We start from the raw sequence: 24,530 nt of genomic DNA, 5'->3' as shown, positions 1-24,530 counted from the left end.
ACTAAACCTCTAGGCTAATGTTTAAAGATTCCACCAATGCTTTGGTACTAGAAAAGCTTATTATCTTCTTGGTTTCTTTTTGGTTTATAAATTCTGTCATTCTACCAGAAATTAATAGTTTGTTGCCTTTATTTATTAAAATTTCGGATTGAAATTTATTGAGGTACTCATTTATTTCGTCTTTAAGAGGTTTGACTGTAAAAGACGAAATATAAACCGCATCTATGTAAGAATTAGAAATATCTTTTAAGCTATCCATGGGTACACTTTGTCCTAGATATATGGAGTGACAACCATTTGCCGCTAATATATAGTTTGTAAATAATAAGCCTAACTCATGGATTTCATTATCTGGTAAAAATAAAATATAGGTTGGACAGTTAGCATCTTGTTTAACTGTAGCCATTGCATTTTCTGTGCTAACAAGAATTTTCTTTTTTATTAATTCTACAATAAAATGTTCTTGTGCAGGTGTTATGGTATCTGTTTGCCATAAAAGGCCAATATGATCTAATAACGGAATTAATACGTTGTAAAAAATGTGGGAAAATGAATAAGATTTTATTAACGCGTTAAATGTATTGTGAAATAATGCCTGATCAAAATTAATCATAGACAACTTAAACTTATTTAAAGCATCGTTATCTAAATCGTCATTATAAGCAATTTTTTTTATTAAAAGAGGAATTTCCTTTTCGTCTAAATTTGCAATTTTAGAAATTTTATAACCATTATTATTTAAATAACTTATGTTTAAAAGCTTTTGTAAATTAGATAAACTATACTGCCTAATGTTTGTATCTGTTCTATCTGGTTGTAAGAGGTTATAACGTTTTTCCCAAATTCTAATGGTGTGAGATTTAATACCTGTAAGGTTTTCTAAATCTTTAATACTGAATGTGCTTTTTGTGTTGTTCATTATTTAGCTAAAATAGTTAAACAAAATGAATTTATACAAAAGTTTTTGAAAAGTTTAGGAAAATTATGTTTAATGATAATAAAAAAAAGTGCGCACGAGAAGACTCGAACTTCCACGAACTAATGTCCATCAACCCCTCAAGCTGACGCGTCTACCAATTCCGCCACGTGCGCAAAGAAAAAAATAAAGATAAAAAAAAAGTTAAGCAAAGCTTAACTTTTTTTTGGTGACCAGTCTGGGGCTCGAACCCAGGACCCTCTCCTTAAAAGGGAGATGCTCTACCAACTGAGCTAACTGGTCTTTCTCCTAATTGAGGGTGCAAATATATAACGATTAATTAATAATACAAACCTATTTTAAATTAATTTTTTGTTTTTTTGCTATGTATTTTTCTATGTTTTTAATAATCAGTTTATAGCGTAAATAATGAAAGTGTTTTTAATAGGATATATGGCTTCTGGAAAATCATTTATTGGCAAAAAATTGGCAAAAGTGTTCAATTTTGAGTTTGTAGATTTGGATGATTATATTGAGTTAACCGAAAAAACAACTATTAAATCACTTTTTTCAGAAAAAGGAGAAATCTATTTTAGAAAAGCTGAGCGAAATGCACTTCTCGAAATTTTAAATACAAATAAAAATTTAATTGTTGCACTTGGAGGTGGAACACCTTGTTATTATAGTAATATGGATAGCATATTAAACGATAAAGATAGTGTAAGTGTATATTTAAAATCGTCAATTAACACTCTTGCAGAGCGTTTACAGTTTGAAAAAGCTAAAAGACCTTTAATAAACCATTTAACAAATACAGACGATTTAATAGAGTTTATTGGTAAGCACTTATTCGAAAGGTCTCACTTTTATAACCAAGCGCAACTTACGGTTGATGTAAACAGAGAACCAAAACTTATACTAGAAGATATTATACTTAAGCTATTTTAAAAAAGCTTCAAATGTATTATCTTTAATAACAACTTGTACATGCTCATTTAGAGAAGTGGACAACGAAATGCCTTTAAAGTCTGCTTTAACAGGGTATTTTTTATGATTTCTATTTACAAGTACAGCAGTTTTAAACTGTTTTAAAGGCACCTCTAAAAAATGCTTTACACCATAGATTAATGTGGTTCCTGAATTTAAAACATCGTCTATTAATATTAAAGATTTGTTTTCGTAATCACTTGTTTTTAAAGAGGTTTTTATATTTTCTCTTGGTTTTTTTTTATTAATTTCAACCTTGCACAAAATAGGATTTAAAGGTGAAATTTGTTTTAAAGTTGTTTTTAGTTTTTTAGCTAACAAATAACCATTACTGTCAATTCCTGCAAGTATAACCTCTTCTTCATTTATATTACTTTCATAAATTTGGTAAGCAATTCTTTTAATTTTATGTAAAATCTCTTCATGAGATAAAATACTACTTTTCATAATTGATTTTGTTAGTAAGGTTTAAAGATAAATTATATTTCATTATCTTCATGTAATTCATCAATATCTCTTCTATCTTTTTTTGTAGGTCTGCCAGTACCTTTTTTTCTGTAATAATCTTGCGAATATTTTAAAAGTTCTTGCGCTTCAAAAGCTTCCTTTGGAGTACTATCTGTTCTGTAAAGATCAACCAATTTGGCGCCAACTCTATTTTTTGGGATGTCGTTTACTGTTAGCACATAATTAATTTGGTTTTTTCTTAATTCAATTTTGTCCTGCGGATAAACGTCTCTACTTGGTTTAACAGTGTCTCCGTTTATTTTAACATGTCCTTTTTTACAGGCAATAGTCGCCATATTTCTTGTTTTATAATATCTAACACACCACAAATACTTATCTACTCGCATATTATTTAACTTAATTTGACGTTAATGATATTGTGCAAAAATATAATTAAATGTATCTTGCACCACAAAAATAAACAATAATGAATTTAAGAAAATTTACTTTAACACTTGCAAGTCTAGTTGTAATTGTTTCTTCTTGTAAGAAAGATGATGACAGTTTTACACCAATCCCAGACAGAGATAGAACTGAAGTTTATAATGAAGATATTATAGAAATTGAAACTTACCTTTCTACTCATTTCTTTAATTATGAAGAATTTGAAGCCAACCCAAATTCTACAGACTTTCAAATAGTGTTTGATACTATTGAAGGTGCAAATGCAGATAAAATTCCTTTAATAGACCAGGTTGATTTTAAATTAATTACAGATACTAATGACGAGTCTGTAGAATATAAATTATACTTTTTAAAAGTTAGAGAAGGCAATGGAGCGTCTTTACACAGTACTAATAGAGCTTTTGTAAATTATGAAGGCTCAACATTTGATAATGAAGTTTTTGATAGCGCAGTTAATCCTATAGATTTTAACTTAATCTCTGTAGGTAATATTGGTGGAGTAGTTGCAGGATTTAGAGAAGGATTATTAGAGTTTAACACTGCTGCTAACTCTATAACAAACAGTGATGGAACACAAAGTTATGAAGATTATGGTATTGGAGCAGTATTTATACCTTCGGGTTTAGGTTATTTTTCGCAAGCAACTCCTAGCATCCCATCCTATTCTCCTATAATGTTTAAATTCGACTTAGTAAAAAAGGCTGAAACCGATTGGGATTTAGATAGAATACCTTCTTCTACAGAAGATTTAGATAACGATAATAATCCGTATAATGATGATACCGATGGCGATTTAATTCCAAATTTTGTTGATAATGATGATGATGGCGATGGTGTTTTAACTAAGGATGAATTAGATTACGAGACTTACGAGGTTAATTTATCTTTAGGTGAAATGGAGCCTGTTATGGCTACTAATCAATTTGAAATTAAAAGAGAAACTGTAACGAATGATGAAGGAGAAGATATCTTAGTAATAGAAACGTATTTAGTTATAGACACAGATGGCGACGGAACTCCAGATTATTTGGATGACGCAAACTAAACTGTTAAAAATACAGCATAAAAAAAGCCGCTATATAGCGGCTTTTTTTATGCTGTAAAATAGAGGTTTATATTTTTAAAGATAAACTTAAAATAATTTGATCTGGTCTTGTGTCCAATCTATCGTTAATACTAATATTATTGTTATTTAAAAAAGTAGCTTCATTATCACTAAAGCCTCTTTCGTATCTCAAATCAATTGCAAATGCTTCAAAATTAAGTGCTACGCCAAAATTTAAACCAACAGTAAAATCACTTTCTAATGTATCTATTGTAATTCCTTCAAATTCAGAATCTAATATATATTGTAACGATGGTCCACCAAAAACAGATACTGGTCCAATTAGCTTTACACCAACTAATAATGGTGCATCAACCTTTTTTAAGGAAAACGATTCACTATTATAATCACTTTTTGTTGCTGTGTACATTAATTCTGGTCTAAAATAAAGATCATCACCTATTTTGCCAAACAACCCAACATGATATCCAATGTTTCTTTCGGGATTGGTTACACTTGTATTAGCAGACTCAAAATAATCGCCATTGGCATTATAATTTAATCCTGCTTTTATGCCAAATGAAGTTCCTTTTTGTGCAAAAGCAGAGGAGGATATTACTAGTCCTAATACTACAACTAAAAATACTTTTTTGTTTACTCTACTTGTTGAGAACAAGTATTCATTAAGTTTTTTTAAAATTTTCATAATTGTTGTTTTTTAATGTGAATTGTATAAAATAACGAAAATCGTGCCACTTTATTCTTTAAAATTAATACTAATGTATTAAACTGAGGTGTTCTACGCTATTAAAACAAAAATATAGGCATAAAAAAAAGGATAGAAACTGTTACATTTTTATCCTTTTTTATATAGTTTGAAGCATTTCTATTTTCTAGAAATCACTTTTTTACACGCTTTAATAATAGCATCACTATTTAAGCCATACTTTTCCATAAGTTGTTCTGGTGTGCCAGATTCTCCAAAGGTGTCGTTAGTTGCAACAAACTCCTGAGGTGTTGGAGTGTGCAATGCTAATACTCTAGCAACACTTTCTCCTAAACCTCCCAAATGGTTATGCTCTTCAGCCGTAACAATACATTTAGTCTTTTTAACGGATTTTAAAATAGCCTCATCATCTAATGGTTTTATAGTGTGTATGTTTATCACTTCTGCCGAAATCCCTTGCTCGTGCAATGCTTTTGCAGCTTCTAAAGCTTCCCAAACTAAATGACCTGTTGCTACTATAGTAACATCTGTTCCATCTAATAAATGCAAAGCTTTACCAATTTCAAAGGTTTGGTTTTCTGGAGTAAAGTTTGCCACTTTTGGTCTTCCAAACCTAAGGTAAACTGGTCCATGATGCTCTGCAATTGCTAAAGTTGCGGCTTTAGTTTGGTTGTAATCACAAGTGTTTATTACAGTCATACCAGGAAGCATTTTCATTAATCCAATATCTTCAAGTATTTGGTGAGTAGCTCCATCTTCTCCTAAAGTTAAACCAGCATGCGAAGCACAAATTTTTACATTTTTGTCTGAGTACGCAACACTTTGTCTTATTTGATCGTAAACTCTTCCTGTAGAAAAATTAGCAAAGGTTCCTGTAAATGGAATTTTTCCTCCTATAGTCATTCCAGCAGCTAAGCCTATCATATTAGCTTCTGCAATACCTACTTGAAAAAATCGCTCTGGATGATTTTTTTTAAAATCGTCCATTTTTAACGAGCCTATTAAGTCTGCACAAAGTGCAACGACGTTCTCGTTTGTTTTTCCTAATTCTGTTAATCCTGCTCCAAAACCTGAGCGTGTGTCTTTGTTTCCTGTGTTGGTATATGTTTTCATTGTATAATTTTGAAACTGTGATTGATTTGAATTTGTTTTTTTGTGTTGTCTAATTTTATAGCTTCTAGCAAGGATTGGTTGTCGTCTCTTATGCTTAGAATTAATCCTTCTGGTAAGTCAATAGTGATGTTACCATTACTTTGAGTTTTAGCAAGCATTAATTCTAAAAACTTCTTAAAAATTTTATTATTATCAACTTTATAATCTTTGTTAATTGCAACCATTACAGATTGGTTAGGTTCCGAACTTGGAGACACTGCATATTCTGGATACTCGTTGTTGTTTAAGCTAAATACTTCGCTTGTAATTGTGGAGTTTATAAAAATATCTTCGTTTAAAGGATCGTTATTAGCAGGTATAATATCTTCTAAGCTAATTGCAAAATAAACTAAGCTTTTATTCATTTTTAAAGACACATAAACCATTGTCGTTTCAGAGTCGTAAATAATATTTGATTCTGAGTTCTTAGTATCAAAATTACTTTTTTTAAATACGTCTTTAGCAAATTCTTTTGCTAACCCTTCAAAATTACTCCATAAATAGCGTCCTGATTTTTCGTAACCAACAGTTATAGTGTCTATGCTTTGTTGTCTTTTATTAGGAACTGTATAATCTACTGTGTAATCAAAAGTAATATCTACATTTTGAGCACTTGTTAGTAAACCAATGAGTAAAAATAAAGTTGTGAAAAGATGTTTCATATTAATAATCGCCAAGAGTTTCTGGGTTTTGGCTTAAAGCGTTTTCAAGCTGCTCGTCGTTTGGTGCTTTTCCATGCCAAGCGTGCGTATGCATCATAAAATCTACACCATTTCCCATTACTGTATGTAATAAAACACAAACAGGTTTACCTTTTCCGGTTAAGCTTTTTGCTTTTTTCATGCCTTCTAAAATAGCATCAATATCGTTGCCTTTTTCAATATCTAATACTGTCCATCCAAAAGCTTCAAACTTTGCACGTAAACTTCCTAAAGGCAAAACAGTGTCTGTAGAGCCATCAATTTGTTGTCCGTTTAAATCTATAGTGGCAATTATATTGTCCACATTATTACCAGCTGCATACATAATTGCTTCCCAGTTTTGGCCTTCTTGCAACTCGCCATCTCCATGCAAACTGTAAATTAAATGCTTGCAACCATTTAATTTTTTAGTTTGCGCAGCACCTAGAGCAACACTCATTCCTTGACCTAAAGATCCTGAGGCAATACGCACTCCAGGTAAATCTTCGTGTGTTGTTGGATGTCCTTGTAGCCTAGAGTTTATAAGTCTAAAGGTATTTAATTCATCTACAGGGAAATAACCAGCTCTTGCTAATACACTATAGTACACTGGTGAGATGTGACCATTAGATAAGAAAAACAAATCTTCGCCAATACCATCCATATCAAAATGGTCTTTTCTGTCCATTAACTCGTTGTAAAGTGCTACAAAAAATTCGGTACAGCCAAGTGAACCACCAGGATGACCAGAGTTTACTTTGTGAACCATACGTAAGATATCGCGTCTTACTTGTGTGCTTAAATCTTTTAATTGTTGTGTTTCTGACATTGTTAAACTGTTAGTTTTTTGAGTTTCAAAAATAGAGGTTATTAAAAGGGAATCAAAACTAGTTTAGTAGCACTTATTAACGAATTGTAGTGATTTGCTAACAATTTTGCATTTCCATCAATTTTATTAAATGTTTAAGAAGGTATCTCTTTAAGGTTATTTATATTTGTCGCTTCATCATATAAGAAAAATGATATTTAATTTAGAAGGAAAAGATGCTCAAAGTAGTGCGAGAGCAGGAAAAATAACTACAGATCATGGTGTAATAGAAACACCAATTTTTATGCCTGTAGGTACAGTAGCCTCTGTAAAAGGAGTACACCAAAGAGAATTAAAAAATGATATCAATCCAGATATTATACTAGGTAATACTTACCATTTATACTTACGTCCGCAAACCGATGTTTTAGAAAAAGCTGGAGGATTGCATAAGTTTATGAATTGGGATAGAAACATCTTAACCGATTCTGGTGGATACCAAGTGTATTCACTGTCTGCAAACAGAAAAATTAAAGAAGAAGGAGTAAAGTTTAAAAGCCATATTGATGGAAGTTATCATTTTTTTACTCCAGAAAATGTAATGGAAATACAGCGAACCATTGGAGCAGATATTATAATGGCTTTTGATGAGTGTACACCTTATCCTTGCGATTATAATTATGCAAAGCGCTCAATGAAAATGACGCATCGTTGGTTAGATAGATGCATTAATCATTTAGAAAAACTACCTTTTAAATACGATTATTCTCAAGCTTTTTTCCCCATTGTGCAAGGAAGCACTTATAAAGATTTACGTAAGCAATCTGCCGAATATATTGCCAATTCCGATGCTGTAGGAAATGCCATTGGTGGACTTTCAGTCGGAGAGCCTGCAGAAGAAATGTACGCCATGACAGAAGTTGTTACAGACATTCTACCAGAAGAAAAACCACGTTATTTAATGGGAGTGGGAACTCCAATTAATATTCTAGAAAATATAGCCTTAGGTGTAGATATGTTTGATTGTGTTATGCCAACTCGTAATGCAAGAAACGGCATGTTATTTACTGCTCATGGCTCAATAAATATAAAAAACTTAAAGTGGAAAGACGATTTTTCTCCTTTAGACGACATGGGAATTACCTTTGTAGATACAGAGTATTCTAAAGCTTACGTGCGACATTTATTTACTGTAAATGAGTTATTAGGAAAACAAATTGCTACAATTCATAATCTAGGATTTTATATGTGGTTGGTAAGAGAAGCCAGAAAACATATCTTAGCAGGAGATTTTAGAAGCTGGAAAGATAAAATGGTAAAACAAATGGATAATAGATTGTAAATAAAGTAGGATTCTATTATTAAAAAATAATTTATAAAACAATATAATTTCTCTCCTTTGGAGAAGTTAGCAGAGGATGAAAATACTAGATTGGTACATATTAAAACGCTATCTCTTCACTTTTTTGATGATGCTTTTGCTGTTTATTCCTATTGGAATCACAGTAAACTTAGCAGAAAAAATAGGTAAGATTTTAGATCGCGAAGTGCCTTTTGGAGAAGTGGCTAGATTCTATTTAGATTTTACAGTCTATTTTGCACACCTTTTATTCCCTTTATTTTTATTTTTATCTGTAATATGGTTCACTTCAAAATTAGCCAATAATACAGAGATAGTTGCTTTTTTAAGCTCAGGTGTTTCTTTTTCCAGATTTTTAAGACCCTATTTAATTGGCGCTACCATTGTTGGAGCTGTTGCATTACTACTTGGTATGTATTTGGCACCAATTGCAAGTAAAGGTTTTAACGATTTTGATTATAAATACCTAAAAGGCAATAAAAAAGCAGTTTCCGATCGTAATGTATATAGGCAAATTAACGATAACGATTTTTTATACGTTAGTAATTTTGATGCTATAAAAAAAGAAGGAAGAAATTTTACCTTGGAACATTTTGAAAACGATAAGCTTATTTATAAAATTACAGCTTCAAAAATAACTTTTGTACCAAAAGACTCCACGTACAGGTTAATAAATTACGTAAAACGAACAGTAGGAGAAAACGATGATATTATTGAAACCAGAACAAGAGAAACTACAAAATTCCCTTTCGATTTAGAAGATTTAACACCTGTAGAATACATTGCAGAAACATTACCTTACCACGAACTCTCTAATTTTATTAAAAAAGAAAAGAAAAGAGGTTCCTCTAACATAGGACGATACGAATTGGTAAAATACAGAAAATGGAGTTTACCAGTGTCTGTATTTATACTCACCATTATTGCAGTTGCAGTATCCTCCAGAAAACGTAGAGGAGGAATGGGAGTAAACCTAGCCTTTGGTATTTGTATTGCTATGGTATTTGTGTTTTTCGATAAAATATTTGGAACACTAGCCACGCAATCCGATTTTTCTCCATTAATCGCAGTATGGTTTCCTAACATTATATTTGGTATTTTAGCAGTTATACTTCTGCGAAATGCAAAACGATAAACTTAAAAACTACTTTCACCTTCATTTTTTAGTCCTCATTGCTGGATTTACGGCAATACTAGGCGAGCTCATTACTATAAAAGCAGTGTCTTTGGTGTGGTATAGAATGTTAATCGCTTCGGTTTTAATTTATATGTATATTAAAATACGGAAGATAAAACTTAAAGTCTCTAAAAAATCATTAGTAAAATTAAGCTTAACAGGTGTTGTACTCGCCTTACATTGGATTACTTTTTTTGGCGCCATAGATGCCGCAAACATTTCCATAACATTAGCTATGTTTTCTACAGGTGCCTTTTTTGCTTCATTTATAGAACCCATTGTTTATAAACGAAAAATTATCTGGTACGAAATACTCTTCGGTGTTATTGTTACCATTGGTGTAATTATTATTACGCAGAGTGAAATAAAATACCTTACAGGAATCATTCTAGGCATAGTTTCGGCATTCCTATCTTCATTATTTGCTGTTTTAAACGGAAAATTTCTAGAAGAACATTCTGCTACAGTAATCTCGTATTACGAATTTATAAGTGGAGTTGCATTTATAACTCTATTTATTTTAGTTTTTGATGAAGGTTTTTCGGCTCAATACTTTAATTTAAGCCTTTCAGATAGTGGCTATTTATTCGTTTTAGCCTCAATTTGTACAGCCTACGCGTTTATCGCTTCAGTATATGTAATGAAGTATATAAGTCCGTTTACAGTAGTACTAACCTATAATTTAGAGCCTGTTTATGGAATTTTATTAGCCGTTTTATTATTTCCAGAAACCGAAGTAATGAGCTCTAACTTTTATTATGGAGCAATAGTAATACTAGCAGTAGTACTACTTAACGGAATTTTAAAAAATCTTAAAGCAATAAAAAAGAATAAGCATTTACAGATGAAAAAAAATGTTTAATTTTGTAAGCTAACTATATAACCAAAATCATAATATCCTTATGGAATATTTAGAATTTGAACTTCCTATAAAAGAACTAGAAGATCAATTACAGAAATGTCAAGTAATTGGAGAAGAAAGTGATGTAGATGTTACTGAAACCTGTAAGCAAATTGAAAAAAAGCTAGCAGAAACTAAAAAAGACATATATAAAAATCTAACACCTTGGCAACGTGTACAAATGTCTCGTCATCCAAACAGACCTTATACATTAGATTATATAAAAGCCATTTGTGGAGATACATTTTTAGAGCTTCATGGCGATCGTAATTTTAAAGACGATAAAGCGATGATTGGTGGCTTAGGTAAAATTGGAGACCAATCGTTTATGATTATTGGTCAGCAAAAAGGCTTTAATACCAAAACAAGACAATACAGAAATTTTGGAATGGCAAATCCTGAAGGCTATCGTAAAGCATTACGCTTAATGAAATCTGCCGAAAAATTCGGAATTCCTGTACTTACCTTATTAGATACTCCTGGAGCATATCCTGGTTTAGAAGCAGAAGAACGCGGACAAGGAGAAGCTATTGCCAGAAATATATTGGAAATGACACGTTTAAAAGTGCCAATTATTACTATAGTTATTGGAGAAGGTGCTTCTGGTGGAGCTTTAGGAATTGGAGTGGGAGATAAAGTAATGATGTTAGAAAACACATGGTACTCAGTAATTTCACCAGAATCCTGTTCCTCTATTTTATGGAGAAGCTGGGAATACAAAGAAGTTGCTGCCGAAGCTTTAAAACTAACCTCTACAGATATGAAGAGACTTAAGCTTGTAGATTCAGTAATTAAAGAACCAATTGGAGGAGCACATAGCGATAGAGAAAAAACATTTGAAACCGTAAAAAATACCATTTTAAAATCTTTTGATGAATTTAAAAACTTATCACCAAAAGAATTGGTAGAAAAACGAATGGAAAAATATCTAGAAATGGGAGTCTTTAAAGGCTAAACCTCATAAAACCACTTGATGAAAAAATCTGAAGGGTTCAACTTCAGATTTTTTTATGCTTATTAACAATATTTATTACTTATTAACAGTTAAATTGTTGACTACCTGTTAAGATTGAAGTTACCCAATTAAGGTAATACTCTTAACAATTTGTCTATTTTTGAAGTTATGAAACAACCTAACCAAGTAAAGGGATACCAAATAGATAAAAGTACTTTGATTAGTCTTGAAAAAGGAAAAATACCTCCTCAAGCTCTTGATTTAGAAGAAGTTGTGCTTGGGGCAATGATGATTGATAAAAAAGGAGTAGATGAGGTAATCGATATTTTAAGCGCAGATGCTTTTTATAAAGAAGCGCATCAACATATTTTTGAAGCTATTTTTCAATTATTTGAAAACAGTGAGCCTATTGACTTATTAACCGTTTCAACACAATTAAAGAAGAACCAGAAGTTAGATGTTTCTGGAGGCGATTTTTACCTTATTTCTTTAACCCAAAAAGTATCATCTTCTGCACATATTGAGTTTCATGCACGTATAATTTTACAAAAATTTATACAACGTAGTTTAATAAAGATTTCTTCAGAAATTATTGAAGATTCTTACGACGAAACACAAGATGTTTTCGATTTATTAGACAAAGCAGAATCTAAACTCTACGAAGTTACACAAGGAAACATTAAAAAATCTAGTGAAACAGCACAAGAGTTAGTAATCCAAGCAAAAAAGAAAATTGAAGAAATTTCTAATAAAGAAGGATTAAGTGGAATTGCAACAGGATTTAATAAATTAGATAAATTAACCTCTGGCTGGCAACCTTCAGATTTAATTATTGTAGCTGCACGTCCTGGTATGGGTAAAACAGCCTTAACGTTATCTATGGCCAGAAATATAGCTGTAGATCAAAATATACCAGTAGCATTTTTCTCTTTAGAGATGGCTTCAGTACAACTAATAACACGTTTAATTTCTAGTGAAACAGGATTGTCTTCAGAAAAACTAAGAACAGGAAAACTAGAAAAACACGAATGGGAACAACTTAACGTAAAGGTAAAAGGACTTGAAAAAGCACCTCTATTTATTGACGATACACCATCACTTTCAATTTTCGATTTACGTGCAAAAGCAAGACGTTTGGCGTCGCAACATGGCATAAAGTTAATTATGATTGATTATTTGCAATTAATGACTGGTGGAAGTAGCCATGGTGGAAATCGTGAACAAGAAATCTCCATGATTTCGAGAAACCTTAAAGCCTTAGCAAAAGAATTAAATGTCCCTGTAATTGCATTATCTCAATTATCGCGTGCTGTAGAAACTCGTGGAGGAAGTAAAAGGCCATTACTATCAGATTTACGTGAATCTGGTGCTATTGAGCAAGATGCAGATATTGTAAGCTTTATTTACAGACCAGAATATTATAAAATTGACGAATGGGATGACGAAGAACGTTCGCCAACCGAAGGACAAGCCGAATTTATTATCGCAAAACACAGAAATGGTGGTTTAGAAAATATTAGACTAAAGTTTATTGGTAATTTAGGTAAGTTCGATAATTTAGACGATTTCGATTCGCCTTTTGAGTTTCATTCTAAAATGAATGCAGCTGCTAACGACGATACGTTTAAAACAGATAATTTTACACCATCTCCAGAGGATGCGTTTGGTGCTCCAGAAGAACCAGACGATAGTGATGTACCATTTTAAAATTCACTGTTAAACTCTTCCTAATTTAATAATCCTAAGCGCAAATAGTTTTAATTTTATAAACTAGTAAAGTAATTTTAATTTTCATGTTAAACGAGCGTCGTACAACAAATATATTATTACTAATAATAGTAATTCCAATCATCTTTTATTTACTAAAGGTTTTATCTTTTATATTTATTCCGCTTATCTTTTCTATGTTTATAGCATTACTATTTTTGCCTATAATGCGTGGATTAAGCCGTCGTAGAGTACCAAAAATAATTAGCATAATTATTGTGCTATTAATTATAGTAATTGGTGTTAAAATAGGAGTAGAGCTGGTAAAACTATCTAGTAAACAAATTATGGCTACAGATGCGACATTTTTTACTGCAGCAGAAGATAAAATAGCAGACGCTACGCTTTACATTGAAAATACTTTTGGGTTTAAATTAGATAAAAATAAAAGTTTGCTGTCTCAATTTGTTCAAAAAGATAATCTTGGTCCAACTGTAGATTTTTTAAGAAAATTTCTTACAATGGTATTAATGACTGCTTTTTTTGTTGTCCTTTGGCTCGCAGAGTCTATAAACGTACACGATGTATTAAATAAAACACTTTTAAAACGAAAGCACACGTCTATAAGAGCGTTTCGAAAAATAGAAAAAGACCTAATAAAATTTATAAAAGTTAAATTTTTAGTGAGTTTTCTAACAGGACTTTTTACAGGTTTTGCTTGTTATTTCTTTGATGTAAGCTTTCCGATTTTTTGGGGTTTATTTGCCTTTCTTATAAACTTTGTTCAAATGGTAGGTTCGTTTATAACCGTAATTTTATTATCAATATTTGCATTTATAGAGTTAGAAACTTCTAGTACTTTACTATTCTTTATCATAACTATAACAGGAACACAAGTATTATATGGTAGTATTTTAGAGCCTATTTTTATGGGTAAATCTTTTTCAATAAATGTAATTACAGTATTAGTTGCTTTAATGTTTTGGGGTTTTCTATGGGGAATTCCTGGTTTAATTATGGCCATACCTATAACAGTATTTCTTAAAATTATATTCGAACAATTTCCAAGCACTCAAAAAATAGCTCAGCTAATTTCTTAAGATATTTATCTTTTAATTAAAAGCCTCTTTATTTCATATTAGCTGTTTACAAAATGCCTATTGGTTAAATTTTTTTTAAATACGTTCAAACGGTCTAATTTTTGCATATCTTTCAGCTAATGAAAAAGATTTTTATACTCATATTATTTTTTGGTTTTTCGCTAAATGCTTTTGCATCATATATTCTAATTCCTATGGATGCAGAATCTCAAAAAAACCACTTAAAAGCTTACGGAATTACCTATTGGACTTTAGATAAGCAAGCAAAAGTTAAATGGTTATTAAATTATAGAGGTGGTTCTTTTCTATTGCCTGATGCTAAAGAAATAAGACGAGAATGTGAAATACGAGGCGTAAGTTTTGAAGTGATTTCAGATTCTGAAGCCGAAAGTATTTTGCAAGAAATTAGCAGTCCTAGTAAAAACATGGAAGCTGTTGTTTTAGAAAAAGCTCCAAAAATTGTTGTTTACACACCAAGAGGAAAGCTGCCTTGGGACGATGCTGTTACTATGGTATTAACCTATGCAGAAATCCCTTATGAAACTATTTATGATGAGCAAGTGCTTAACGACGAGTTGCTATTATACGATTGGTTGCACTTACACCATGAAGACTTTACAGGTCAATACGGTAAGTTCTATGCACGATACAGACAAGCAGCTTGGTATATAGAAGAAAAAAAACAAGCAGAAGCTCTAGCCACTAAACTAGGATACAGTAAGGTTTCTGAAGCAAAAAGAGACGTCGCTTTAAAAATACGAGATTACGTTGTTGGAGGAGGCTTTATGTTTGCCATGTGTAGCGCAACAGATAGTTTTGATATTGCACTCTCTGCAGACGGCATAGATATTTGTGAGCCAATGTTTGATGGCGATGGTAGTGATGCCAATTACCAAAGCAAAATAAACTACAATAATACCTTTGCCTTTAAAGATTTTACGTTAGAGAGAAGTCCAATGGTTTATGAATTTTCTTCAATAGACATGACAAAAAAACGAAAAATCCCAAAAGAAACAGATTACTTTTCTTTAATGGATTTTTCGGCTAAATGGGATCCAATTCCAACCATGTTATGCCAAAATCACACAGCTTTGGTAAAAGGATTTATGGGACAAACAACGTCTTTTACTCGCGACGAAATAAAATCAAACGTTTTGGTTATGGGAGAAAACAAAACCAATAACGAAGCTAAATATATACATGGAATAAAGGGTAAAGGCTTTTTTACCTTTTATGGAGGTCACGATCCAGAGGATTATACACATAGAGTAGGAGACCCAAAAACAGAATTAGATTTACACCCAACCTCACCTGGTTATCGATTAATATTAAATAATGTATTGTTTCCTGCTGCTAAAAAGAAAAAGCAAAAGACTTAATTGATTAATAATGAGTCTAGTCTTTTTATAAGCACATTCTGTTTTTTTATAGTATAATCGAAATTTTGTGGCTTTCGTTCTTGTTTTAAATCCATAATATAAGATTTTGATTTATCACTTTCTAGATAAGAGTAGCCAACTAATAATCTTAATTTACCGTAATATTTTTTATCATCATAGAATAGAGTTTTAAAACTAATGTTTTCTAAGTCTTTTTTCAAAATAGTATTAAAACTTTCTGATGTAGTTATGCCTTCTATATTTAATAGGCCATAAATGCTTAACAAACCATCTGTTTTTTCTTTTGAAACCTGATTCTCTATGTTGAAAGATGTATTTAAAGCAGAAATTAAATTAGGGTTTGCAAATAATTGAGGTGTAATTGTAGGATTAATAAAACTTAAACTATAGAGAAAAGACGAATTTTGATATATTGGTGTTTCACTTATCATTTTTAAAATTAAGTTTTCATTCTCAATAAATAAACAATTCATTTTTTCTACAAGTGTAAGTTTTTTGCTTTTAAATAAATGAAAAGCTAAGCTACCTATATCATATAAATCAAAAGTTAATACATAATTACTATCTTGTAAAGTATTAGATATAATTTTTTCTATGATTTGTTTTACCTTAATAGATATAAATTTATCGTTTAAAGCTCTTGTAATATATACTAAGTCTGTTTTTAAGTCAAGATTTAAAGCTTCAATATCATTAAAAGAGATTTTTTTAGATATTGGAAATTTAGATATTTTAGTTAATAATTTTAGTCTATCTTCTTTAGTTAACTTATTTAGAACTTCTGAAAAATAGGTGTCAATTTTAAAGTTATCATCTAAAGCATAAACTGTTTTGTAACGCTCTAATTTTAGAATATTTTCAATTTTAGTGAAATTTGAGTAATAATCATCATTAATTAAATTACTCAAATTATATGAATTTACAAACTGTTGAATTTTTGAGGATTCTAAATTTAATTGTTCTAATATTCTAATAAAATTAATAATTGTTCCTATTTCATTATTAATTGAGTTTTTTGCTATTTGATTTAAATCTAATTGATTTAAAAAATGTAATGTCTTGGTTTTATTAATGCGAATACTTATCAATGCAGACATAAATGCTTTAAGTCCATTTATACTAGTTTCTGATTCTTTTGCAGCTATGCCTAGTAATTTAAAATTAAAAGCATCTAATAAAGTTGCTAAAGACGTTTTTTTGATGTTTATATTTTTTCCAAGGCAATATTTAAGGAATTTACCTAAAGAACTTAGGGTTATGTTTTGGTCTGCCATTTTTTTGCCAATGTTAAAAAAATCTAGCTCGTTTATAAAAGCATTTTTGTTTTTCCAAGTTATATTACAGCTATTAAATAAGTCTAAGGTTTCTTTAAAACGAGAATGACCAAAATTAGAATTTAAAACTTTACCTAACTTAGAGAAATTCATATTCGCTACTAACTCCTTGGTGTTAGGTGTGTTTGAAAGTTTTAAAATTAGTTTACGATATCTTATAAAATATTTTTCGTTAAATATGATTTTAGAATTTTCTGGTTTCAAGAAAAACTCTTTTTGTGTTTTTGTAAATTTACTAGCGATTTTATTTTTTTTGTTTATAATGCTATAAAGTCTTATATAGCAAAGGTAAAATTGTTCACTCTTAATAATGTTTGTTTTGTGTTTATCAATCCATTTTTGAAACAATTTTTTATCAACAAAGTATTCTAATAATCCATCTTGAAGTTTAGAATTTGCAGTATTAATTTTTAATTTAAAGAATACTTCATCTACGTTTAAGGGTAATTTTTTGAGATAGGATTTTAAAAAATTAAAAAGCTCTTTCTCTGTAACTAAATTGGTGTGTATAGCAGAATTGTATATCACTTCGGCAGGAGTAGAATGAAAAAAATTAATATAGTCTAAATTTTTCACCTGTTTTTTTTCCAAATCTTCAACTAAATCATTAAAAATAATTTTATTACTAAGATTTAATGTTCCGTTTTTTAAATGTTTTTCTAGCTTATTATAGTTGCTTTTAATGGCGCTTAATTCTACACCAATTTCGTATTTAGCTAGACTTGTAATGTAAATTAATGAAGTGTTATTTACTAAATCGTATTTTTTTGTTATTAAATTATAGATGTCTTCATTGTCTAAATCAGAGAGTTTTTTGTTTTTAGATTTTGACCAAATTTCAATGTAAAACTTTAGTATGTGTAGGCTACCATTTATTTTGTCTAATACTACATTTATATTGCCTAAGTCTTTTTCTTTATTTCTTTTCCGGCTAATGGTGTTTATTATTCTTATAATATCAGTTTCATTATACGCTAATTTAATAGTGCTATTTAATTCTAATTCACTAAAATAGTTTATGTAGTTATAGTCATTATTATCTGTAATTGCGTAGGCTTCATTTATATCTCTAGACACAAAAAGCATTTTAACCTTATTAAATTTGCTTTTGTTAGATTCCTCTAAAATTACGTTTGTAGCATCTATATTTGTATGGCAATTGTCTATAATAAAAAGTGTATTTTCATTATTGTATCGCGAAAGTTCTTTTAAAAGCAGATATAAATTAAGATTTTCATTACCTCTTAAATCTAAATAATAACAATTATTGCTATTTTCTTCTTGTAAATAATAATATCCAAAGGCTTTTCCAATTGTAGTTTTTCCAGAACTAGGCTTGCCAAGTAATAAGCATTTTTTTTTATTTTTTAAATTAGTTTTTAAATTTTCTATAATACTATGTTTTACATAAAAATTACCATTAATAAAGTCAGATTTAGTGGGATAGTTGTAATTATCAGGTTCTACATCAATTTCTTGATTGAGATTCTTTAAAATTTCATTTTCAGACAAAATACCTATTTCTTTAATTAGATTATCTGATTTAGAATTAATACTATCTAACTTTAAATTTAAAAGCCAATTTGTTGCAGTTGGGTATTCATTTAATTTATTGAAAAATATAATTTTTAAACCTTCATATTCTTCGTCTATTTCTATTACTTTTTCATAAGTAAATTTCTCAAACTTTCTTTCTAACAATATATCCAGTTTTCTTCTTCTATCATCATTTGTAGACCATTCTTTCAAAGATAATTTGAAAGCTTTCATACATTCTTCTTTTATAGGATTTGATTTTTCTCCTTTTAATATCTTATAGACAGTTTCAAATTCTCCTTTTATTTTTTGGGTTTTCTTAACAACGTCTACTCCTTTGTCAATTACATTTATAGTTTGTGAAAGAGGATATAAGGCTGCAAAACTGTATACAATAGATTCTAAAATTACTGACATATTATTTTCTGTTTATTATTGTTAAGATAATAATTATCATTTATTTTATAAACATTATAAAAAGTTTAATTTCTTATTATATTTATAAGAAATTAAAAAACAATGTCTACAAAAGAAACCATATTAAAAAAAATAGAAATTCTTATCACTAATCATTTTGATACACCAGAAAACGCATTTGCTTTTTTTGATAGTAATGGCGACGGGAAACTAACTAAGTCTGAAATTAAAAAACTATTAAAACAAGCCGAGATAAATGGCTTTATTAGAGGCGTAGTCGCCTCTAAACTTATTGATGGTTACGATAAAGATGGAGACGACCTTATAAATTGGAGCGAATTTAAAGCTGCAATAGATGAGATAACTGAAGACTCTTATTAATTTTTAAAGTTTTGAGTTATAACTTAAAACAATTTGTAAAGCTATTACTAACAACCACATTGTTTTGGTCCTTAGCATTTTCAATATTTGTGATCATAAGGTATTATGCTTTAGGAGCAGAAGAAGGTCTAGACGAAGGCGTTATTTCTATATTTGAGCTTATTAGTTTAGGCTCAATAAAAGGTGTTGTAGTTGGTATATTTTATTCAATTGTAGAGTTTCTTTTTGATAAATATATGACTAAAAATATAGCACTTGGTCTAATTTTATTATTAAAATCCATAATCTATTTACTACTATTAATATTTTCATCTACATTCCTTTTAACTATTGCAGAATATCAAATTGATGTTAATTTAACAAACGAAGCAGGTTGGTGGAAAACCAGTAAATTATTTTGGATTATCGTTGGTTATTTTACAATAGTCTCGTCTATTTTTCAAATAATTAAAATTGCAAACGAAAAATTTAGTAAAGGTAAATTCTTTAGTTTGTTAATTGGTAAATATAAAAAACCAATAGAAGTAGAGCGTATTTTCATGTTTATAGACCTACAATCCTCAACTGCAATAGCCGAGCAATTAGGTCATTTTAAATATAGCCAACTTATACAAGATTGTTTTAACGATTTAAATAGAGTTGTAAATAGGTATAATGCAGAAATTTACCAATACGTTGGAGACGAAGCAGTACTAACTTGGCCTTTAAAAACAGGCCTTAAAAACACTAATTGTATAAGTGTTTTCTATGCTTTTAGTAATAGATTAAACAAAAAACAAAATTATTATCTTAAAAACTATACGCTAAAACCTGTATTTAAAGCAGGTATTCATGGCGGAAAATTAATAGCAACAGAAGTCGGTACAATCAAAAAAGAAATAGCCTATCATGGCGATGTAATAAATACCACCTCTAGAATTCAAGAGCTTTGCAACACCTATAAAAAACAAGTTTTAATATCTAAAGAATTAGCTTTAAAAATAGATTTTAAAGGTAAATACACTACAGAGCTTATTGGAGATCTAAAACTAAAAGGTAAGGAAGAATCTCTTAAAATAGAAGCAATTATTGAGGTATAAAAAAATCCGATTCAATTAAGAATCGGATTTTTTGTATAAGTGAAATGATGTTGTTATTTAGGCGAATGCCTTATTTAATTTTATTTACAATTGCTTCAAAAGCTACAGGATTATTCATCGCTAAATCTGCTAAAACCTTACGGTTTAATTCAATATTGTTAGCTTTTAATTTTCCCATAAATTGTGAATAAGACATACCATGCAATCTAGCTCCTGCGTTAATACGCGTGATCCATAATGCGCGGAATGTTCTCTTTTTGTTTCTACGATCTCTATACGAATATTGCATCGCTTTATCAACCGCATTTTTTGCTACTGTCCAAACGTTTTTACGACGTCCGAAGTAACCTTTTGCTTGTTTAAGCACCTTTTTTCTTCTGGCTCTTTTGGCAACAGAATTTACTGATCTTGGCATAATTTTAATGTGTTTTGTAGTAGGCGGACAAATTTTGTCACTTTTCTAACTCTTAGTTTGCCTAACTCCAGGGTTTATAAATAATTTTAACCGGTTAAAATTTGTTACTTTAAACGTAACATGATTTTAACATTGTTCTCATCTGCTTGGTGTACTAAACCATCGTGAGTTAACTTAAGCTTACGTTTTTTAGACTTCTTTGTTAAAATGTGGCTTTTAAACGCGTGCTTTCTTTTAATTTTACCAGTACCAGTAAGCTTAAAACGCTTCTTAGCACTAGATTTTGTTTTCATTTTAGGCATCTTTTCTCCTAGTTTTTATATTATTTCACTTATATACTTTAGACCTTAAAAAAGGTTTAAACTCTATTTTTTGGGAGCAATAAACATAGTCATACGTTTTCCTTCTAGTCTTGGCATTTGTTCTACTTTTCCAAAATCTTCCAAGTCTTGCGCTAAACGTAATAATAGTATTTGTCCTTGCTCTTTAAACACAATCGATCTTCCTTTAAAGAATACAAAAGCTTTAAGCTTTGCACCTTCTTTTAAAAATTTCTCAGCATGCTTCTTTTTAAATTCGTAATCATGGTCGTCTGTTTGAGGACCAAATCGAATTTCTTTAATTATAACCTTAGTTGCCTTAGATTTTAAAGCTTTATCACGCTTTTTCTGCTCGTAAAGGAATTTTTTATAATCCATTACTTTACAAACAGGAGGTTTCGCTTTTGGCGAAATTTCAACAAGATCTAACTCCTGTTCTTCAGCAATTTTTAATGCTTCCTTTGTAGGATATACTCCAATTTCCACATTGTCACCAACTAAACGTACTTCTTCTGCACGAATTTTTCGGTTGATGTTGTGCTGATCCTCTTTTATTACTCTTTGAGGTCCTCTCGATCTTTTTCTACGTATTGCTATAGCTTTGTGGGTTTTTAGTTAAACTTTTATTTAAAATTGTTTTAATGTTTTATTAATTTCTAATGTAATTATTTCTGCAAACTCATCTACACTTATCGTGCCTAAATCATTTCCTCCGTGTTGTCTTACAGAAATCTTATGGTCTTGTTCTTCATTTTCACCAATAATAATCATATAAGGCGTTTTATTCATTTCGGCCTCTCTAATTTTTTTACCAATGGTCTCATTTCTATTATCTACGAGAGCGCGAATTTCGTGATTTTCTAGCAAAGTTAAAACTTTTTCGCCGTATTTTTCATATTTCTCACTAAGAGTTAATACAGATACTTGAATTGGCATTAACCAAAGCGGGAAATTTCCTCCTGTATGTTCTAACAATATAGCAATAAAACGCTCCATACTACCAAATGGTGCACGATGGATCATTACAGGCCTGTGTAGCTCGTTATCACTACCTTTATAAGTTAAATCAAAACGTTCAGGCAAGTTATAATCTACTTGTATGGTACCTAATTGCCACTGTCTTCCCAATGCATCCTTAACCATAAAATCTAATTTTGGACCATAAAATGCAGCTTCGCCAGTTTCAATAACATAATTTAAGCCTTTGTCTTTTGCTGCGCTAATAATAGCTTGCTCTGCTTTTTCCCAGTTTTCGAGACTACCTATATATTTGTCTGGATTTTCAGGATCTCTTAAAGAAACTTGTGCAGTAAAATTTTCAAATCCTAAAGAGCCAAAAACATATAATACTAAATCTATAACATCTTTAAACTCTTTATCTAATTGGTCTGGCGTACAAAATAAGTGAGCGTCATCTTGTGTAAAACCTCTAACACGAGTTAGTCCATGTAATTCTCCACTTTGTTCATATCTATATACTGTGCCAAATTCTGCATAACGTTTGGGTAAATCTTTATAAGACCATTGTGCAGCATTGTAAATTTCACAGTGATGCGGACAATTCATTGGCTTTAATAAAAACTCCTCATCGTCTTTTGGTGTTTTTATTGGCTGAAAACTGTCCTCTCCATACTTAGCATAATGACCAGAAGTAACATAAAGTTCCTTTTGCCCAATGTGTGGAGTCATAACCATTTCGTAACCTGCTTTTTTTTGTGCAGCTTTCAAAAAGTTTTCTAATCGTTCTCTTAAAGCAGTCCCTTTAGGCAACCATAATGGTAAACCAGCTCCAACTTTTTGAGAAAACGTAAATAACTCTAGTTCCTTACCAAGTTTTCTATGGTCGCGTTTTTTAGCTTCCTCTAATAATTCTAGATATTCTGTAAGTTCCTTTTGTTTAGGAAAACTAATACCATAAACACGAGTTAATTGCTGTTTAGTTTCGTCTCCTCTCCAATATGCTCCAGCAACCGATAGTATTTTTACGGCTTTAATAATACCTGTATTCGGTATGTGTCCTCCACGACATAAATCGGTAAAAGTAGAATGATCGCAAAAGGTAATCGTCCCATCCTCTAAATTTTCGATTAATTCTGTTTTAAACGGGTTATCCTTATATAATGCCAAAGCTTCCTTCTTAGAAGCATGTCTCATCTTAAACTCATGCTTTCCACGAGCAATTTCAATCATTTTATTTTCAATAACCTTAAAATCTTTATCAGAAATTGAAACATCACCAAAATCAACATCATAATAAAAACCACGCTCAATAGCAGGTCCAATTGTTAATTTAGCATTAGGATATAACTCTTCAATAGCCTGAGCCAAAACATGAGCACTCGAATGCCAAAAGGCCTTCTTCCCCTCATCATTATTCCATGTATATAAAATTAAACTACCATCTGTAGTCAAAGGAGTAGTGGTTTCAACTATCGTATCATTAAAACTAGCAGAAATCACATTCCTAGCCAATCCTTCACTAATGCTTTTTGCAACATCCATAGGTGTCGAGTTCGTTTCAAACGATTTAACACTCCCATCAGGTAAAGTAATCTGTATCATATATAAAATTAAATTCAGTCAGCAAATATACTAGGTTACTAACATACAAACAATACATATAGTTAAATTATCAAAATAAAGTATAATTTGTGCGTTCCCTTTCAGGTCGCGCTTTCGGCAGTCGCTCTCTGCGAGGAGCTTCAACAAAGCCTCAATCCCTAACGCTATGTCGGCTGAGTTTTTGTTTCAATCAATAAGTTGTTTCAAACTTGCAAAGTCATTTATAATTAGTAACAGAGCAAGCTGCAATAATCCAAAACAATAATTAATGTTCATATATTAATAAGGACAGGTTATTTTAAAAAATTTCATAAAACATTTTAAGATATAAGTAATTGAGATTAAGTGTGTTTGGATATTAAAAGAAATAAATAAAAAAAAAGGATAAAAAAGTCATTGTTAATTCTAAAAAGGGTTTTATATTTGCACCCCTCAAACGCCGTAAATTATTTATGGTAAAAAAGGGGGAAAGAGTTCATAATATTTTATTGGATTACTGGTTTTAAAAAAAAAATAATTTTTTTTTAAAAAGTAGTTGTGGGTTTAAAATATAGTTTTATATTTGCACCCGCTAAGAGATAAACGCCTTAGGATAAAAATTTAGAAAAGTTCATAAACATATTGAATTGACAGCGTAAAATTATAATTGGAAACGGTTA

23 protein-coding genes and 2 tRNA genes are annotated in these 24,530 nt (G+C 30.4%); 11 read left to right on the top strand and 14 right to left on the bottom strand.

Annotation, left to right across the window (positions count from 1 at the left end):
- Position 1: 1 nt before the first annotated feature.
- From ACVC5O_RS15890 to ACVC5O_RS15880, 3 genes are all read right to left on the bottom strand, one after another.
- Complete coding sequence (locus ACVC5O_RS15890) at positions 2 to 919, bottom strand: MerR family transcriptional regulator (protein ID WP_452222459.1); 918 nt, start codon at positions 917 to 919, stop codon at positions 2 to 4.
- A gap of 89 nt (positions 920 to 1,008) precedes the next feature.
- A tRNA-Leu gene (locus tag ACVC5O_RS15885) sits at positions 1,009 to 1,092 on the bottom strand.
- A gap of 51 nt (positions 1,093 to 1,143) precedes the next feature.
- Positions 1,144 to 1,219: transfer RNA gene (locus ACVC5O_RS15880), tRNA-Lys, on the bottom strand.
- Between the two features lie 126 nt (positions 1,220 to 1,345).
- Here ACVC5O_RS15880 and ACVC5O_RS15875 point away from each other — a divergent pair.
- Entirely contained in the window at positions 1,346 to 1,864 is a 519-nt protein-coding gene (locus ACVC5O_RS15875; RefSeq protein WP_452222458.1) for a shikimate kinase, read from the top strand.
- On the opposite strand, the gene ACVC5O_RS15870 is transcribed toward ACVC5O_RS15875, so the two are convergent.
- Together ACVC5O_RS15870 and ACVC5O_RS15865 are read right to left on the bottom strand one after the other, a co-directional pair.
- A complete protein-coding gene (locus tag ACVC5O_RS15870) occupies positions 1,856 to 2,350 on the bottom strand; it encodes a phosphoribosyltransferase family protein (RefSeq protein ID WP_452222457.1) in 495 nt (164 codons plus the stop codon). The two genes, ACVC5O_RS15875 and ACVC5O_RS15870, sit on opposite strands and share 9 nt — an antisense overlap.
- A gap of 32 nt (positions 2,351 to 2,382) precedes the next feature.
- On the bottom strand, positions 2,383 to 2,757 hold the full coding sequence (locus tag ACVC5O_RS15865; RefSeq protein WP_452222456.1) for an RNA-binding S4 domain-containing protein: 375 nt from the start codon (positions 2,755 to 2,757) through the stop codon (positions 2,383 to 2,385).
- Positions 2,758 to 2,837: 80 nt separating this feature from the next.
- Here ACVC5O_RS15865 and ACVC5O_RS15860 point away from each other — a divergent pair, with 80 nt between their 5' ends.
- Positions 2,838 to 3,860, top strand: a complete 1,023-nt coding sequence (locus ACVC5O_RS15860; RefSeq protein ID WP_452222455.1) for an FKBP-type peptidyl-prolyl cis-trans isomerase — start codon at positions 2,838 to 2,840, stop codon at positions 3,858 to 3,860.
- 67 nt (positions 3,861 to 3,927) lie between these two features.
- On the opposite strand, the gene ACVC5O_RS15855 is transcribed toward ACVC5O_RS15860, so the two are convergent.
- The 4 genes from ACVC5O_RS15855 to ACVC5O_RS15840 form a co-directional block, all read right to left on the bottom strand.
- Positions 3,928 to 4,566 (bottom strand): outer membrane beta-barrel protein, encoded by a 639-nt coding sequence (locus ACVC5O_RS15855; protein WP_452222454.1) that lies wholly within the window; start codon positions 4,564 to 4,566, stop codon positions 3,928 to 3,930.
- 180 nt (positions 4,567 to 4,746) lie between these two features.
- Positions 4,747 to 5,700 carry a transketolase family protein gene (locus ACVC5O_RS15850; RefSeq protein WP_452222453.1) on the bottom strand — a complete coding sequence of 318 codons (954 nt, stop codon included), beginning with the start codon at positions 5,698 to 5,700 and terminating at the stop codon, positions 4,747 to 4,749.
- On the bottom strand, positions 5,697 to 6,401 hold the full coding sequence (locus ACVC5O_RS15845) for a hypothetical protein (RefSeq protein ID WP_452222452.1): 705 nt from the start codon (positions 6,399 to 6,401) through the stop codon (positions 5,697 to 5,699). The genes ACVC5O_RS15850 and ACVC5O_RS15845 overlap by 4 nt, the downstream gene beginning before the upstream one ends.
- A gap of 1 nt (position 6,402) precedes the next feature.
- Complete coding sequence (locus ACVC5O_RS15840) at positions 6,403 to 7,281, bottom strand: transketolase (RefSeq protein ID WP_452222518.1); 879 nt, start codon at positions 7,279 to 7,281, stop codon at positions 6,403 to 6,405.
- A 157-nt stretch (positions 7,282 to 7,438) separates the two neighbouring features.
- Here ACVC5O_RS15840 and tgt point away from each other — a divergent pair, with 157 nt between their 5' ends.
- From tgt to ACVC5O_RS15805, 7 genes are all read left to right on the top strand, one after another.
- Positions 7,439 to 8,569, top strand: a complete 1,131-nt coding sequence (gene tgt, locus ACVC5O_RS15835) for a tRNA guanosine(34) transglycosylase Tgt (RefSeq protein WP_452222451.1) — start codon at positions 7,439 to 7,441, stop codon at positions 8,567 to 8,569.
- Positions 8,570 to 8,645: 76 nt separating this feature from the next.
- A complete protein-coding gene (locus ACVC5O_RS15830) occupies positions 8,646 to 9,722 on the top strand; it encodes an LptF/LptG family permease (RefSeq protein WP_452222450.1) in 1,077 nt (358 codons plus the stop codon).
- Entirely contained in the window at positions 9,709 to 10,626 is a 918-nt protein-coding gene (locus ACVC5O_RS15825) for a DMT family transporter (RefSeq protein WP_452222449.1), read from the top strand. Before ACVC5O_RS15830 ends, ACVC5O_RS15825 begins: the two co-directional genes overlap by 14 nt.
- Before the next feature lie 40 nt (positions 10,627 to 10,666).
- On the top strand, positions 10,667 to 11,620 hold the full coding sequence (locus ACVC5O_RS15820) for an acetyl-CoA carboxylase carboxyltransferase subunit alpha (protein ID WP_452222448.1): 954 nt from the start codon (positions 10,667 to 10,669) through the stop codon (positions 11,618 to 11,620).
- Between the two features lie 168 nt (positions 11,621 to 11,788).
- Entirely contained in the window at positions 11,789 to 13,327 is a 1,539-nt protein-coding gene (gene dnaB, locus ACVC5O_RS15815) for a replicative DNA helicase (protein WP_452222447.1), read from the top strand.
- Between the two features lie 86 nt (positions 13,328 to 13,413).
- Positions 13,414 to 14,427, top strand: a complete 1,014-nt coding sequence (locus ACVC5O_RS15810) for an AI-2E family transporter (RefSeq protein ID WP_452222446.1) — start codon at positions 13,414 to 13,416, stop codon at positions 14,425 to 14,427.
- Positions 14,428 to 14,621: 194 nt separating this feature from the next.
- Complete coding sequence (locus ACVC5O_RS15805; protein ID WP_452222517.1) at positions 14,622 to 15,806, top strand: asparagine synthetase B; 1,185 nt, start codon at positions 14,622 to 14,624, stop codon at positions 15,804 to 15,806.
- Here ACVC5O_RS15805 and ACVC5O_RS15800 read toward each other — a convergent pair.
- Positions 15,803 to 19,114, bottom strand: a complete 3,312-nt coding sequence (locus ACVC5O_RS15800; protein WP_452222445.1) for a hypothetical protein — start codon at positions 19,112 to 19,114, stop codon at positions 15,803 to 15,805. The two genes, ACVC5O_RS15805 and ACVC5O_RS15800, sit on opposite strands and share 4 nt — an antisense overlap.
- 102 nt (positions 19,115 to 19,216) lie before the next feature.
- On the opposite strand from ACVC5O_RS15800, the gene ACVC5O_RS15795 reads away from it, so the two are divergent.
- The gene (locus ACVC5O_RS15795; RefSeq protein ID WP_452222444.1) at positions 19,217 to 19,495 is read left to right on the top strand and encodes an EF-hand domain-containing protein; all 279 of its coding nucleotides are present in this window, start codon (positions 19,217 to 19,219) and stop codon (positions 19,493 to 19,495) included.
- Positions 19,496 to 19,506: 11 nt separating this feature from the next.
- The gene (locus ACVC5O_RS15790) at positions 19,507 to 20,574 is read left to right on the top strand and encodes an adenylate/guanylate cyclase domain-containing protein (RefSeq protein WP_452222443.1); all 1,068 of its coding nucleotides are present in this window, start codon (positions 19,507 to 19,509) and stop codon (positions 20,572 to 20,574) included.
- A gap of 70 nt (positions 20,575 to 20,644) precedes the next feature.
- On the opposite strand, the gene rplT is transcribed toward ACVC5O_RS15790, so the two are convergent.
- From rplT to thrS, 4 genes are all read right to left on the bottom strand, one after another.
- Positions 20,645 to 20,989, bottom strand: coding sequence for a 50S ribosomal protein L20 (rplT, locus tag ACVC5O_RS15785; RefSeq protein WP_452222442.1), 345 nt, complete (start codon positions 20,987 to 20,989; stop codon positions 20,645 to 20,647).
- Positions 20,990 to 21,093: 104 nt separating this feature from the next.
- Complete coding sequence (rpmI, locus tag ACVC5O_RS15780) at positions 21,094 to 21,291, bottom strand: 50S ribosomal protein L35 (RefSeq protein ID WP_452222441.1); 198 nt, start codon at positions 21,289 to 21,291, stop codon at positions 21,094 to 21,096.
- A gap of 63 nt (positions 21,292 to 21,354) precedes the next feature.
- Complete coding sequence (infC, locus tag ACVC5O_RS15775; protein ID WP_452222516.1) at positions 21,355 to 21,864, bottom strand: translation initiation factor IF-3; 510 nt, start codon at positions 21,862 to 21,864, stop codon at positions 21,355 to 21,357.
- Between the two features lie 72 nt (positions 21,865 to 21,936).
- The gene (gene thrS, locus ACVC5O_RS15770) at positions 21,937 to 23,871 is read right to left on the bottom strand and encodes a threonine--tRNA ligase (protein ID WP_452222440.1); all 1,935 of its coding nucleotides are present in this window, start codon (positions 23,869 to 23,871) and stop codon (positions 21,937 to 21,939) included.
- Positions 23,872 to 24,530 lie beyond the last annotated feature (659 nt).

The sequence above is a fragment of the Lacinutrix salivirga genome, assembly GCF_053604675.1.
Note: the sequence above shows the minus strand (reverse complement) of the source record. Positions and strands in the feature narration are given on the sequence as shown.

Bases quoted from the DNA above. Each gene is read 5' to 3' on its own strand.
- ACVC5O_RS15890 (WP_452222459.1), bottom strand. From the start codon at position 919: ATGAACAACACAAAAAGCACATTCAGTATTAAAGATTTAGAAAACCTT.
- ACVC5O_RS15875 (WP_452222458.1), top strand. From the start codon at position 1,346: ATGAAAGTGTTTTTAATAGGATATATGGCTTCTGGAAAATCATTTATT.
- ACVC5O_RS15870 (WP_452222457.1), bottom strand. From the start codon at position 2,350: ATGAAAAGTAGTATTTTATCTCATGAAGAGATTTTACATAAAATTAAA.
- ACVC5O_RS15865 (WP_452222456.1), bottom strand. From the start codon at position 2,757: ATGCGAGTAGATAAGTATTTGTGGTGTGTTAGATATTATAAAACAAGA.
- ACVC5O_RS15860 (WP_452222455.1), top strand. From the start codon at position 2,838: ATGAATTTAAGAAAATTTACTTTAACACTTGCAAGTCTAGTTGTAATT.
- ACVC5O_RS15855 (WP_452222454.1), bottom strand. From the start codon at position 4,566: ATGAAAATTTTAAAAAAACTTAATGAATACTTGTTCTCAACAAGTAGA.
- ACVC5O_RS15850 (WP_452222453.1), bottom strand. From the start codon at position 5,700: ATGAAAACATATACCAACACAGGAAACAAAGACACACGCTCAGGTTTT.
- ACVC5O_RS15845 (WP_452222452.1), bottom strand. From the start codon at position 6,401: ATGAAACATCTTTTCACAACTTTATTTTTACTCATTGGTTTACTAACA.
- tgt (WP_452222451.1), top strand. From the start codon at position 7,439: ATGATATTTAATTTAGAAGGAAAAGATGCTCAAAGTAGTGCGAGAGCA.
- ACVC5O_RS15830 (WP_452222450.1), top strand. From the start codon at position 8,646: ATGAAAATACTAGATTGGTACATATTAAAACGCTATCTCTTCACTTTT.
- ACVC5O_RS15825 (WP_452222449.1), top strand. From the start codon at position 9,709: ATGCAAAACGATAAACTTAAAAACTACTTTCACCTTCATTTTTTAGTC.
- ACVC5O_RS15820 (WP_452222448.1), top strand. From the start codon at position 10,667: ATGGAATATTTAGAATTTGAACTTCCTATAAAAGAACTAGAAGATCAA.
- dnaB (WP_452222447.1), top strand. From the start codon at position 11,789: ATGAAACAACCTAACCAAGTAAAGGGATACCAAATAGATAAAAGTACT.
- ACVC5O_RS15810 (WP_452222446.1), top strand. From the start codon at position 13,414: ATGTTAAACGAGCGTCGTACAACAAATATATTATTACTAATAATAGTA.
- ACVC5O_RS15805 (WP_452222517.1), top strand. From the start codon at position 14,622: ATGGATGCAGAATCTCAAAAAAACCACTTAAAAGCTTACGGAATTACC.
- ACVC5O_RS15800 (WP_452222445.1), bottom strand. From the start codon at position 19,114: ATGTCAGTAATTTTAGAATCTATTGTATACAGTTTTGCAGCCTTATAT.
- ACVC5O_RS15795 (WP_452222444.1), top strand. From the start codon at position 19,217: ATGTCTACAAAAGAAACCATATTAAAAAAAATAGAAATTCTTATCACT.
- rplT (WP_452222442.1), bottom strand. From the start codon at position 20,989: ATGCCAAGATCAGTAAATTCTGTTGCCAAAAGAGCCAGAAGAAAAAAG.
- rpmI (WP_452222441.1), bottom strand. From the start codon at position 21,291: ATGCCTAAAATGAAAACAAAATCTAGTGCTAAGAAGCGTTTTAAGCTT.
- thrS (WP_452222440.1), bottom strand. From the start codon at position 23,871: ATGATACAGATTACTTTACCTGATGGGAGTGTTAAATCGTTTGAAACG.